We start from the raw sequence: 12,224 nt of genomic DNA, 5'->3' as shown, positions 1-12,224 counted from the left end.
TTTACCATCTCTCCCGTCGAAGCAACAAAGGCATCTTATATGTTATTAAGTCGTATGTTTCTGGCCCGGCTGTTTTTGACCGGCGCCATCGTGACCGAGGTCGCCGGTACCTCCAGCATGGCCATGATCCCCGAGCAGGAAGCTGGCTGGATGAATTACATCCCGATGTGGCTGTTGATCGGTTTCTCGTACTGGTTGCTGGCGAAAGCCGCCAAAACAATCTCCATTGGTATTGCGTTTGCGCTCTGGGAGGGGCTCGGGATCACCTTGATCACCATAGTGTCGGTCATGTTCCTTGGTTACGATGTGACCGTTCAGGAGCTGATTGGCCTGGCTCTCGCGATAGTGGGGATTGTTATGGTGACCATGGGGGAGACCCATGATGAGCCTGCAGACAAGTCAGTAGACGCGGAGGCCACAGCATGAGTCCGTTTGTGATTGTATTGGGTGCCGCACTGATCGATATCGGCGCCAACATGGCTATCAACCGCTCCAAGGGTTTTCGTTACAAGGGGTGGGGATTCCTGGGGATCATGCTGGTACTCGGCGCCTTTACCCTGCTCTCGGAAGCGGTAAGTGGCGGCCAGATTGACCTGGCTGTTGCCTACGCCACCTGGGGGGCTATCGGCATCGTCGGTACGGCGCTGGGCGGTTTGCTCTTCTTCGGTGAGCGGCTCAAGCCCATCGGTTGGGCTGGCATGATGGTGATGGCGCTGGCTGTCGTTATGCTGACTACCGCCTGATAATCTGAAGTGTCTAGTCCTGAAATAGGTTTACACATTTTCAACTAGCATTTCTCTACTCAGAACCCCCTATGCACCGCATCGGGGGTTCTGTATTTCAACGCATGATGCGGCCGCTCCGCGTTGTAAATATCCACTGCTTCACGCACCATTTCCCGCGCTTGCGTCAAATCCTGCGGGCTTTGCAGCAATAACTCTCCTTTCAAAATCCCGTTCACCCGCTCCGCCAACGCATTCTGGTAACAGTCATACCCATCCGTCATCGAGCATTTCACCCCGTACCGTTCATGTAATGATTGATACAGTCCCGAGTAATACTGCACGCCGCGGTCCGAGTGATGGATGAGTTCACCGCCGCCACGTCGTTGCTTCAGCGCTTTCTTGAACGCCATTGCCACCGATTCGGCATGCATTCCTTCGTGCACGTGATGGCCCACTATCTTGCGTGAGTACGCATCCGTCACCAGGCTCAGGTACAGCGGCCCGCTCCTGGCTGGCAGATAGGTGATATCTGCGACCCAGACCTGCTCCGGGGCCACCGGCGTGACCTGCTCTGGCCCCGCCTTGAGCAAGTTGGGATGACGGTAGAAACGGTGAAAACTGTGGGTGGTCTTGTGATACGCCCGTCTGGGCAGCACCAGCAAGCGGTGCTCGGCCAATATCCGAAACAGCCTGTCACGCCCGACTTTGAGCCCGCCATCATCCTGACCCAGCAGCAGATAATGCAGCTTGCGGGTACCGACCCGAGGTTGTCGCAGTCTAACCTGACGCACAAAGCGCACCACCTGCAATCCTTGGGCATGGCGCTCGTCGGCGACCCGATTGCGCTTGTAGTAAGCCTGCCGGCTTATCCCCAGAAACAGGCAAGCCCTGACAATGGTCAGCCTCTCGACTTGCCGCTGCGAGAGGACTTGCCGGGTCGCTTTTTTACGATGGAGACGCCGTAGTCATTCTTCAGTACATCGACGACGGCCTCAAAGAACTGGGCCTTCTGGCTCATCAGCGCCAGCTGTTGCTCGAGTTCCTTGATGCGCTGTTCGGGTGTCTGGTTGTCGGGGTCAGGCATGTTGATGCTCCTGCCGGCACGCACAGAAGCCCCCTGGCTCCAATCTTGCCGACCATGTTTACGCAACCATACCAGAACGGTGGAGCGGCCCTGAATACCATAACGCACCTGAGCCTGTTTGTAGGTGAGCTCGCCTTTTTCAATCTGCTCGACCAGTGCCAGTTTAAAAGTCAGCGAGTAATCGCGCTGTGTCCGTTTCACACCTTGTCCCATCGGGTTCTCCATTTATTGGGGGGAAAGGTGTAAACCATATTCAGGACGGGACAAAGCAATAACAAAAGCCGCCCGGTTGCAACCGAGCGGCTTTCGTTTGGCTGATTGCTTGGTCGATGCAGGCTCAGCGCGGCGCTTCGTAGAGTTCCAGCGGCAGGCCGTCGGGGTCGGCGAAGAAGGTAAAGCGCTTGCCGGTCAGCTCGTCCACCCGTACCGGCTCTACCTCGACCCGATGGGCCAGCAGGTGGGTGATGACCCGGTCAAGATCGCTGACCAGAAAGGCGAGATGGCGCAGGCCGCACGCCTCGGGGCGGGAGGGGCGCTCGGGAGGCGAGGGGAAGCTGAACAGCTCCAGCTGGCTGCCGTCCGGCAGGGCCAGATCCAGTTTCCATGACTGGCGCGCTTCGCGCAGGGTCTCGGCGATGATGGGCAGCCCCAGCACCTCGTGGTAGAAGTGGCGCGAGCGTGGGTAATCGCTGGCGATGATGGCCACATGGTGGATGGCGTCAAACAGCGGAAAGGTCATGGTGTTTCCTTGTCAGCAGCATAGTGAACGGGCAGCCTGCGCTGCCCGTGTCGTTGATCTAGTTGAAGAAACCTCCGAACCAGTCATCCAGCGCACTGCGCGGCGTCGCGCTGCTGGCGCAGCCAGCCGGGGAGCCCATGGTGGAGGCTTTGGCCGGCACCTGCAGGCTGCCCGGGCAGTCGCTGGCGACGCGGGTGCCGCTGGCGCGGGAGAAGTTGGCCCAGGTGACCCCTTCCGGCATCTTCAGTCCCAGACTGTTGACGCCGCGCTGGCTCATGTAGCCGCTAAAGAGCTGCAGAGCACCACTGGCACCGGTCAAGCCCGCCGGGGTGTTGTCGTCGCGACCGACCCAGATACTGACCAGTTCGTTGTTGTCCATCCCGGCAAACCAGGAGTCGCGCAGCTCGTTGGTGGTGCCTGTCTTGGCCGCCATGGTGGCGCCCGGGAACTTGGCACTGAGCGCGCGGGCTGTGCCCTGACTCACCGTCTTGGTCATGGCGAACAGGGTCAGCCAGCTGGCTTGCTGGTCGGTGACCCGCTTGGCGGTCTGATCATGCTGATAGAGCAGGCTGCCATCACCGTTGACTACGGCGCGAATGGCCGACAGCGGCTGGGTGAGCCCCTGATTGGCGATGGGCAGATACATCTGGTTTACCTCCAGCGGGGAGAGGGCCACCGCCCCCAGCACCAGCGACGGGTAGGGCTGGATCTCCTGCTGGACTCCCAGCTTGTGCAGGGTATCGACCACTTTTTCCAACCCCACCTGCAGACCCAGATTGACGGTCGGCACGTTGAGTGAGCTGGCCAGCGCATCCATCAGCGGCACGCTCTGGCGGAACTTGCGATCGTAGTTTTGCGGCGTCCAGACCTGACCATCCTGACCGCGAATGCGGATCGGCTGATCTTTGAGCGGGGTCGCCAGGGTCAGGCCGTTGGAGAGACCGGTGAGGTAGACCGCCGGTTTCACCAGCGAGCCGATCTGGCGGCGGGCATCCAGCGCCCGGTTGAACCCGGCGTAGCGGGGATCGCGGCCACCCACCAGCGCCACCACTTCGCCCTTGTGCCAGTCGGAGACCACCATGGCCGCCTCCAGCTTTTTCTTGCCGCGCAGTTTCTCGATATCGGCGAGGCCCGATTCGACCGCCCGCTCGGCCGCGTGCTGGGCGATGGGGTCGAGGCTGGTGAAGATCTTGAGGCCGGACTGCTTGAGCAGATCGGCGCCGAAGCGGCTCTGGATCTCACGCTTGAGCAGTCCCATAAAGGCCGGGGTGCGGCCATAACTCATCTGGCCACGGGCGATGATGCCGAGGGGTTGGCGGCTGGCCAGTTCATACTCGGCCTGGGTCAGGCTGCCGTGATCCATCAGCAGCTTCAGCACCAGATCACGGCGGGTCTTGGCCCGCTCCGGGAAGCGCCATGGGTCGTAATAGGAGGGGCCTTTCACCAGACCGACCAGCAGGGCGACCTGATCGATATCCAGCTCGTTGACCGGAATGCCGAAGTAGAAGTAGGAGGCGAGGCCGAAACCGTAGACCCCTTGCGAGAAGTTCTGCCCCAGATAGACCTCGTTGAGGTAGGACTCGAGGATCTCGTCTTTGCTGTAGCGATAGTCGATCAGCACCGCCATGTAGGCTTCCTGCAGTTTTCGCCACAGGCTGCGTTCACGGGTCAGGAAGAAGTTCTTGGCCAGCTGCTGGGTCAGAGTACTGCCCCCCTGCACGGTGCGACCCGCGATCAGGTTGGCGAACATGGCGCGCATGATGGCCACCGGCGAGACGCCGCCATGCTGGTAGAAGTCGCGATCTTCGGTGGTGAGCAGGGTCACCAGCAGGCTGTCGGGCACCTCGGCGATGCGTACCAGCAGGCGATCTTCCCGATCCTCGGTATTGAGGCGATCGAGCAGCACCGGGTCCATCTGGGCGTAACCGAGCTGGCGCTGGTTCTCCAGCGACTGGATCCCCTCAAGGCGCGGGCCGTTGAAGGTGAGGCGCAGGCCACGGGCTCCGTCGGCGCCGTCATAGAACTCGAACGGACGGCGAATCAGCTCGATGCGATTGCCGTTGATGGTGTATTCACCCGGCGTGTGAGGCTGGCGCACCTGCTTGTAGCTCAGCATGTTGAGCTCGCGCAGCATCTGGTCCCGCGACAGGCGCTGGCTGGGGTAGAGCTCCAGCGGACGGCTGTAGACCATCACCGGCAGCTGCCACTTCTCGCCATCGAAGCGCTCGCGCACCTTGGTATCGAGGTAGATGCCAAACACCACCATAAAGGCCGCCACCACCAGGGAGAGCTTGAAGCCAAGCCAGAACAGCTTGCGCCAGATGGTGCGTTTGGGCGCTGCCTTCTTGGGGGCACGCTTGCGTCGTTGGGTTGCCATAAATCCTCTTTGCTTTCCTTTCTACTTGTTATGTCGCATTCGCGAACGTCCGAGCGGGATTAACCCATCGAACCTAGATGCCCATCTTCTTTTTGGTGACTTTGGTCGGCATCGCTTCCAGCGGATTATCCGGCCAGTAGTGGCGGGGATAGCGTCCCTTCATCTCTTTCTTCACCTGTTCGTAGGATCCAGCCCAGAAAGCGGCCAGATCGGCAGTGATCTGCAGCGGTCGCTGGGCGGGGGAGAGCAGCTCCACCACCAGCGGTACCCGGCCATCGGCCACGCAGGGGGTCGAACCTTGCCCGAACATCTCCTGAATGCGCACCGGGATTACCGGTTCCTGCCCCGGCTGATAGCGGATCCGCACCCGGCTGCCGGTGGGCGCCGCAAAGTGGCTCGGCAGCGCCTCGTCCAGCCGTTTGGGCAACGGCCAGGGCAGGGATTGGCGCAGGATGTCGCCGAGGTTGAGCTTTTTCAACTGCTCCAGCCGGGTCATGCCGCTCACCGCTGGCAGCAGCCACTGTTCTAGGTCGGCCAGCAGGCTGTCGTCATCCATGGCTGGCCACTCCTCATCAGGCAGCCACTCACGGGCGCAGCGCAGACGGGCCAGCAGCCCTTCGCTGCTCTCGTCCCACGGCAGCACATGCAGCCCCTTGCGGCGGATGCCCTGCAGCAGGCAGCGCCCCTTCTGTTCATCCGAAAGGTCCGTCAGCGGTCGCTGGTTCAGCACCAGCTCGCCGATCACCTGCTGGCGCTCGGCGCGAACCCGCTCTTCCCGCTCATCCCAGTCGAACCACTGCCGTTCGCTTACCAGTTCCGGCAGCAGGCGTACCAGCTCGTCCAGATCGACCGGTTCGGCGATAAAGATGCGGCTGCCGCGATCGTTCTGCCCCATCTCGATGGCGATAAGGGCAGCTTGCCCCTGACAGGGATGACCTTCTACCAGATCGCAGCTCACCCCACCACTGAGTTGATAGCGACTGCCGCTGCGCAGTTTGCCGATGCGATCCGGCCAGGCGAGGGCACAGAGCAGCCCGAGCCACTGGCCCTGCGCACTGGCAGGGCGGGCGCCAAGCCGCTCAAACCAGCGGGCAGCGTTCTGGCGCAGGGCGCTTTGACGGCGGTGGAACAGTACAGAAAGGCGCTCCGATCCTCGCAGATCTTCTTCCTGCAACGCCAGCAGATAAGCGGCATCGGCGACAATCCCTGTCAGACCCTCGGATTCCAGCTCGCGGGCGCGCAGCAGCATGCGAGCGAGGCGAGGGTGAGTACCGAAGGCGGCCATGGCGCGGCCAGCGGGAGTGAGTTGTTGCTCACCCTCCGGCTTCATGGCGCCAAGGGCCACCAGCAGCCGCTGGGCGCTGGCCACCGCGGCGGCGGGAGGCATATCGAGAAGCGGCAGATCTTCTACCTTGGCGCCCCACTGGGCGGCGTCCAGCAGCAGGCCGGTCAGCTCCTGAGTGAGAATATCTGGCGGGCTCTGTTCGGCGAGCCGCTCCTGCACCTCGCTGCTCCAGAGCCGGTAGCAGACGCCGGGGCCGAGACGACCGGCGCGACCGGCCCGCTGGGTGGCGGAGGATTTGGCTATCTGGCGGGTCTCCAGTCGGGTGACGCCGCTTTTCAGATCGAAGGAGGCCCGTCGCTCCAGCCCGCTATCGATCACCACCGAAATCCCCTCAATAGTGAGGGAGGTCTCCGCCACATTGGTGGTGAGCACCAGCTTACGGCGGCCCGCAGGCGCCGGTTTGATGGCCGCCTGCTGCGCTGCCATATCTAGGCGGCCGTAGAGGGGGGCGAGGGCCACGTCGTCCGGCAGTTTGTCTGCCAACCATTGCGCCAGCCGCTCGATCTCCCCCTGTCCCGGCAGAAAGACCAGCAGGCTGCCATCTTGCTCGGCCAGCGCTTCGAGCACCACGGCGCCGACTTGCGGCTCCAGCCACTGCTGGCGGTTGGCGGGGCGGTAGTGGTAGTCGATGGGAAAGCCGCGCCCTTCGGAGCGAACCACAGGGGCATCCGGCAACAAGGTCTCGAGCGCCATGCCATCAAGGGTTGCGGACATAATCAAAAGCTTGAGATCATCGCGCAATCCCTGCTGGCTCTCGATGGCGAAGGCCAATGCGGTATCGGCGTGCAGACTGCGTTCGTGGAACTCATCGAAGATGACCAGCGAAACGCCAGTCAGCTCCGGGTCTTGCTGCAACATCCGGGTCAGTACCCCTTCGGTGACGATCTCGAGCCGGGTTGCTGCGCTGGTGCGGCTCTCGCCACGCACTCGCAGGCCGATGCGCTCGCCCACCTTCTCCCCCAGTTGGCGCGCCAGAAAAGTGGCGATATTGCGCGCCGCAAGGCGCCTTGGTTCCAGCATGATGATGCGGCCGGGTAGCCGGTTCTGACGCACCAGCTCCAGCGGCAGCATGGTCGATTTGCCCGCGCCGGGCGGCGCCTGCAGGATCACGCTGGTGTGGCTGTCGAGGGCGGCAAAGAGTTCGGGCAATACCGAAACGATGGGGAGCTGGGACAAAGCGATGAGCACCTTCTGTAGCAACCGGTAAAACGGCGCCTATTCTGCCACAGCCACCCGCGCCACCGTGAGTGGATGTGAGGAGATGGTCACTCGGGCGGGAGGGTGGCGAGACATGGCCGGATGGCTGCCATAGAATGGGTCCATCCAATGAGCGTGAAAAAGGCATTATCACCACATGGCCAAACTCTTCTTTGCCCTGCCCGTCAAGGAGCTCGCCCCCGAGCTCATCGCCTGGCGCGATCAGCTGCTCTGGCCCGGTCAGCCGGTGCCGCAAGCCAACCTCCATCTGACCCTGGCATTTCTGGGGGTGGCGGACGAGTTGACCATCCGCCGCCTGATCGCCGCCGTGGAGCGTCAGCACTGTCCGCCGCTCTCCATCAGGCTGGATGAGACCGGCTGGTTCAGCCGGGCCAAGGCTGCCTGGATTGGCCCGAAGGAGTGGCCCAATGAGCTGACCGTGCTGGCAAAAGCGCTGCGCCGCCACGGCGAGAAGTTGCGCCTTGGCAATGGCGAGCAGGGTTATCGCCCCCATGTCACCCTGTCGCGCAAGGCGGGTGAGGCGCCTGCCATCCTGCCAGCCCCAAATTTTCTGCTGCAGGCCGATGAGTTCTGCCTCTATCAATCCGTCTCGACCCCGGACGGGGTTCGCTACGAACCGCTTGCCTGCTGGCCGCTGCGTGCCCGGGTAAAAGAAGACGCGCGGAGGGCTAACCCGTGATCTTTGATCCCCCCCTGCAATCGGGCCAGCTGCTGGCCCGCTACAAGCGCTTTCTGACCGATGTGCAACTCGATAACGGCGAGGTCATTACCATCCACTGCGCCAACACCGGTGCCATGACCGGTTGTGCCGATCCGGGCACCCGGGTCTGGTACTCCACTTCCGATAACCCCAAGCGCAAGCTGCCCAACAGCTGGGAGATCGCCGAGAGCCCGGCGGGCCACTTTATCTGCGTCAACACGGCGCGCGCCAACCAGATCGTCCGGGAGTTGATCGAGCAGGAGGCTATCGCTCCGCTGGCGGGTTACAGCCGGTTGCGCACCGAGGTGAAGTATGGCGAAGAGAACAGTCGCATCGATCTGTTGCTGGAAGATGACGAGAAGGGCAATTGTTACGTCGAGGTAAAATCGGTCACCCTGCTCGATGAGCGAGAGGAGGCTGGCATGGGCTACTTCCCTGATGCGGTCACTGCCCGTGGCGCCAAGCATTTGCGTGAATTGATGGCCATGAAAGCGGCAGGTCACAGGGCCGTGCTGCTCTTTATGGTGCTGCACTCCGGAATAAGCCGGATGCGCCCTGCAACCCATATAGATCCGCACTATAGTCTGCTAATTGAGCAGGCAATCGCGGCGGGGGTTGAAATTTTATGCTATCGGCCCCATGTTGGGGTGCAAGGCATGGTGGCTCAAGGGTTTATCCCGTTTGAATCTGGTCACCTGTTACCCGAGGGGAGTGCATAAATATTGGAGTGGGTAACATTATTGGTACGGCTCGTTTGCTTACCCGTTACCCTTCTGCTATAGATGTCGCCCTCAATTTATGGATGGCACGGGTAGCGTGCTGAATTAGGAGACAGGGCATGCCAACAGGCGAAAACAGGAAATCTCTGGGCCCCCTGGCCATTGCGGGTGTCGCGCCTTACCAGGAAAAGCCGGGTGAGGAGTACATGAATGACCAACAAAAGGCGCATTTTCGCAAGATCCTGGGTGCCTGGCGCAACCAACTGATGCAGGAAGTTGATCGTACCGTCGACCATATGAAAGACGAGGCTGCCAACTTCCCGGATCCCGTGGATCGTGCCGCGCAAGAAGAAGAGTTCGCTCTTGAACTGCGTACCCGCGACCGTGAACGCAAGCTGATCAAGAAGATCGAGAAGACCTTGCAGCTGCTTGAAGACGATGATTTCGGTTACTGCGAACATTGCGGTATCGAGATCGGTATCCGTCGTCTGGAAGCCCGTCCGACTGCCGACCTCTGTGTCGATTGCAAGACGCTGGCCGAGATCAAGGAAAAACAGATGGCCGGTTGATCCCGACCCTCTGGTATATGAAAAAGGGAGCTCGCGGGCTCCCTTTTTTATTGAGCTTTTGGCGGTCGAGCCCCAGAATGCAGCCTCAATGAATCGCTTACCCGAACAGTCATGCCAGTGAATTCCCCATCCTCACCCCTTGTGCGCCCCTATGTCGGCCGCTTTGCCCCCTCACCCTCAGGCCCGCTTCATTTTGGTTCGCTGATCGCCGCCCTCGGCAGCTTTTTGCAGGCCAGAGCGCAGCAGGGACGTTGGTTGGTACGCATCGAAGATATCGATCCGCCGCGGGAGATGGCGGGGGCAGCGCACCTGATCCTCAAGACTCTTGAAGCATATGGCCTCGAGTGGGATGGGGAGGTGATGTTCCAGAGCGCGCGCCACCGCCGTTATGACGAGATCATCGACCAGCTCTACCGGGCGGGGGATCTCTACTGGTGCCGCTGCACCCGGCGCGAAATCATGGCCGCGGGCGGTCTCTACAGCGGCCACTGCCGCACCCTCGGGCTTGCGGCCGAAGGTTGCGCCGCCCGGCTGCGCCAGCACCATCCGGTCTACCACTTCGATGATCGCTTGCAGGGCCATATCGCGGTCCCGGCGGCGCTCGCCGAGGAGGATTTCATTATCCGCCGCCGCGACGGGCTTTACGCCTACAACCTGGCGGTGGTGGTGGATGACATGGACAGCGGCATTACCGAGATAGTGCGCGGCGCCGATCTGCTGGAGCCGACGGTGCGCCAGATTGCCCTCTACCAGACCCTGGGGGCACCGGTGCCCGACTGGGTGCATCTACCGCTGGCGGTGTTGGCCGATGGCAACAAGCTCTCCAAGCAGAACCATGCGCCGGCCCTGGCGCTCGATGAAGTGCGACCGGCCCTGTGGCAGGCGCTGCACTTCCTCGGCCAGTGCCCGCCGCCCGAGCTGATGGCAAGCCGGATCGACGAGATCATCGGCTGGGGCATCGCCAACTGGCAGCTAGAACGGGTGCCCGCCAGCGAGAAAATCCCGCTGGACCTTGAGTAAAAAGAGCCGGTTTTCGTGTAATAAGGCGTGAGCTGGGCGCTGATAGACCGCTATTTTCGTTGGCAGACGGTTTCATGCGGGATCAATTGTCAGCACGGTTTTTCATTTGGTCAGGCGTGAGCTATGTGCAGATTGAGCGCTATTTTCGTTGGCAGACGGTTTCATGCGGGATCAATTGTCAGCACGGTTTTTCATTTGGTTAGGCGTGAGCTATGATAGGCCGCTATTTTTTGGCCTCCCGTCAATTTAGAAGTCATGAAGAGGTGTACCATTTTTTCCCAGATCGCAAACTTTTGCCGCAAGGTGCTCGGCAAGGAAGACGGCGAGCAGTCGGTGGAATCCCCCATTCCAGCCCGTGTCGCCGGTCAACGTCGTACCTTAAGCCGTGATCAGCACCCTATTTCGCGCAAAGAGATTAGCGAGAATGCACTCAAGGTGCTCTATCGCCTGAACAAAGGGGGCTATGAGGCCTACCTGGTCGGCGGCGGAGTCCGGGATCTGCTGCTCGGGAAGACGCCCAAGGATTTCGACATCGCAACCGATGCGACGCCGGAGCAGATCAAGGCGCTGTTCAGCAACTGCCGCCTGATTGGCCGTCGTTTCCGCCTGGCCCACATTGTCTTTGGTCGTGACGTGATCGAAGTGGCCACCTTCCGGGGTCACCACCATCAGGTCAATACCAGCAAACATGTGTCTGCCCAGTCTGATGAAGGCATGCTGCTGCGCGACAACGTCTACGGCACCATCGAAGAGGATGCCGAGCGCCGCGACTTTACCGTCAACGCCCTCTACTACAGCGCCAAAGATTTCACCCTGCACGATTTCGAAGGGGGTCTGGAAGATCTGGCCGAGCGCAAGCTTGAGCTGATCGGCGATCCCGAGACCCGTTATCGTGAAGATCCGGTGCGGATGCTGCGCGCCGTGCGCTTTGCCGCCAAGCTGGATATGACCATCAGCCCGCGTACCGCCGCCCCCATCAAGGAGCTGGCGCCACTGCTGCAAGACATACCGGCTGCCCGCCTGTTTGAGGAGACCCTCAAGCTGTTCTTGGCTGGCGACGGTCTGGCAACCTACAAGTTGCTGCGCGAGTATGGTCTGTTCCAGCAGCTCTTCCCGCAAGTGGCTGCGCTGTTTACCCCGCACGGCAACTCGCCCTACGAGCAGTTTATCGAGCAGGCGCTGATCGATACCGACACCCGCGTCCGCGAAGACAAGCGCGTCACTCCCGCCTTCCTCTACGCCACCTTGCTGTGGGGCTGCGTCGAGGCCCGTGGTCGGGTGCTGGAGAACGAGAGCGGCCTGCCCTGGTATGACGCCTTCATGCTGGCGATCAACGAGGTGCTGGACAATCAGGTGCGGATCATCGCCGTTCCCCGCCGTTTCACCACAGATGTCCGCGATATCTGGGCACTGCAACAGCGGCTGACCCGTCGTCAGGGCAAGCACCCCGAGCGCGCCATGGAGCATCCCAAGTTCCGCGCGGCGTTCGACTTCCTGTTGCTGCGCAACCGGGTCGAGCGCGGTCTCGGCGAGCTGGCCAGCTGGTGGGAGCGCTATGTCGCCTCCAATCCGGATGTGCGCCCGCAACTGCAGCGTGAAGCGACCCGTCGCCCGGCTAGCGGTGAGCGCGGCGAGGCCCGCAGCCACGATGGCGAGAAGCGCAGCAGCAACAGCCGTAACCGTCGTCGCCCCCGTCGCCGCAAACCGAAAGTGGCCGAGTGACAACAG

11 protein-coding genes are annotated in these 12,224 nt (G+C 61.5%); 7 read left to right on the top strand and 4 right to left on the bottom strand.

Annotation, left to right across the window (positions count from 1 at the left end; translation table 11 throughout):
* Window positions 1–39 precede the first annotated feature (39 nt).
* Both I6L46_RS13320 and I6L46_RS13315 read left to right on the top strand, forming a co-directional pair.
* Window positions 40–426 (top strand): multidrug efflux SMR transporter, encoded by a 387-nt coding sequence (locus I6L46_RS13320; RefSeq protein WP_216975915.1) that lies wholly within the window; start codon window positions 40–42, stop codon window positions 424–426.
* Complete coding sequence (locus I6L46_RS13315; RefSeq protein WP_005335659.1) at window positions 423–743, top strand: SMR family transporter; 321 nt, start codon at window positions 423–425, stop codon at window positions 741–743. The genes I6L46_RS13320 and I6L46_RS13315 overlap by 4 nt, the downstream gene beginning before the upstream one ends.
* Before the next feature lie 59 nt (window positions 744–802).
* Here I6L46_RS13315 and I6L46_RS13310 read toward each other — a convergent pair.
* The 4 genes from I6L46_RS13310 to hrpB form a co-directional block, all read right to left on the bottom strand.
* Window positions 803–2,022 (bottom strand): IS3 family transposase gene (locus I6L46_RS13310; protein ID WP_216975913.1). Its coding sequence is split into 2 segments (ribosomal slippage): window positions 803–1,674 and window positions 1,674–2,022, totalling 1,221 coding nucleotides; the frame shifts between segments, so codons are not numbered across the junction.
* A gap of 124 nt (window positions 2,023–2,146) precedes the next feature.
* Window positions 2,147–2,548, bottom strand: coding sequence for a VOC family protein (locus tag I6L46_RS13305; protein WP_216975911.1), 402 nt, complete (start codon window positions 2,546–2,548; stop codon window positions 2,147–2,149).
* A gap of 58 nt (window positions 2,549–2,606) precedes the next feature.
* Window positions 2,607–4,925, bottom strand: coding sequence for a penicillin-binding protein 1B (gene mrcB, locus I6L46_RS13300; RefSeq protein ID WP_100652841.1), 2,319 nt, complete (start codon window positions 4,923–4,925; stop codon window positions 2,607–2,609).
* Between the two features lie 73 nt (window positions 4,926–4,998).
* Window positions 4,999–7,446: an ATP-dependent helicase HrpB gene (gene hrpB, locus I6L46_RS13295; RefSeq protein ID WP_216975908.1), complete on the bottom strand. Its 2,448-nt coding sequence runs from the start codon at window positions 7,444–7,446 to the stop codon at window positions 4,999–5,001.
* Window positions 7,447–7,624: 178 nt separating this feature from the next.
* On the opposite strand from hrpB, the gene thpR reads away from it, so the two are divergent.
* From thpR to pcnB, 5 genes are all read left to right on the top strand, one after another.
* Window positions 7,625–8,167 (top strand): RNA 2',3'-cyclic phosphodiesterase, encoded by a 543-nt coding sequence (thpR, locus tag I6L46_RS13290; protein WP_216975906.1) that lies wholly within the window; start codon window positions 7,625–7,627, stop codon window positions 8,165–8,167.
* Window positions 8,164–8,907 carry a DNA/RNA nuclease SfsA gene (sfsA, locus tag I6L46_RS13285; RefSeq protein WP_216975904.1) on the top strand — a complete coding sequence of 248 codons (744 nt, stop codon included), beginning with the start codon at window positions 8,164–8,166 and terminating at the stop codon, window positions 8,905–8,907. The genes thpR and sfsA overlap by 4 nt, the downstream gene beginning before the upstream one ends.
* Before the next feature lie 119 nt (window positions 8,908–9,026).
* Window positions 9,027–9,476 carry an RNA polymerase-binding protein DksA gene (gene dksA, locus I6L46_RS13280; RefSeq protein ID WP_005335644.1) on the top strand — a complete coding sequence of 150 codons (450 nt, stop codon included), beginning with the start codon at window positions 9,027–9,029 and terminating at the stop codon, window positions 9,474–9,476.
* Between the two features lie 111 nt (window positions 9,477–9,587).
* Window positions 9,588–10,496, top strand: a complete 909-nt coding sequence (gene gluQRS / locus I6L46_RS13275) for a tRNA glutamyl-Q(34) synthetase GluQRS (protein ID WP_216975902.1) — start codon at window positions 9,588–9,590, stop codon at window positions 10,494–10,496.
* A gap of 255 nt (window positions 10,497–10,751) precedes the next feature.
* Window positions 10,752–12,218: a polynucleotide adenylyltransferase PcnB gene (gene pcnB / locus I6L46_RS13270; protein WP_005335642.1), complete on the top strand. Its 1,467-nt coding sequence runs from the start codon at window positions 10,752–10,754 to the stop codon at window positions 12,216–12,218.
* Window positions 12,219–12,224 lie beyond the last annotated feature (6 nt).

Origin of the sequence: Aeromonas sp. FDAARGOS 1416 (assembly GCF_019048085.1) — a bacterium.
Classification (GTDB): Bacteria; Pseudomonadota; Gammaproteobacteria; order Enterobacterales; family Aeromonadaceae; genus Aeromonas; species Aeromonas veronii.
Note: the sequence above shows the minus strand (reverse complement) of the source record. Positions and strands in the feature narration are given on the sequence as shown.

Bases quoted from the DNA above. Each gene is read 5' to 3' on its own strand.
- I6L46_RS13320 (WP_216975915.1), top strand. From the start codon at position 40: ATGTTATTAAGTCGTATGTTTCTGGCCCGGCTGTTTTTGACCGGCGCC.
- I6L46_RS13315 (WP_005335659.1), top strand. From the start codon at position 423: ATGAGTCCGTTTGTGATTGTATTGGGTGCCGCACTGATCGATATCGGC.
- I6L46_RS13305 (WP_216975911.1), bottom strand. From the start codon at position 2,548: ATGACCTTTCCGCTGTTTGACGCCATCCACCATGTGGCCATCATCGCC.
- mrcB (WP_100652841.1), bottom strand. From the start codon at position 4,925: ATGGCAACCCAACGACGCAAGCGTGCCCCCAAGAAGGCAGCGCCCAAA.
- thpR (WP_216975906.1), top strand. From the start codon at position 7,625: ATGGCCAAACTCTTCTTTGCCCTGCCCGTCAAGGAGCTCGCCCCCGAG.
- dksA (WP_005335644.1), top strand. From the start codon at position 9,027: ATGCCAACAGGCGAAAACAGGAAATCTCTGGGCCCCCTGGCCATTGCG.
- gluQRS (WP_216975902.1), top strand. From the start codon at position 9,588: ATGCCAGTGAATTCCCCATCCTCACCCCTTGTGCGCCCCTATGTCGGC.
- pcnB (WP_005335642.1), top strand. From the start codon at position 10,752: ATGAAGAGGTGTACCATTTTTTCCCAGATCGCAAACTTTTGCCGCAAG.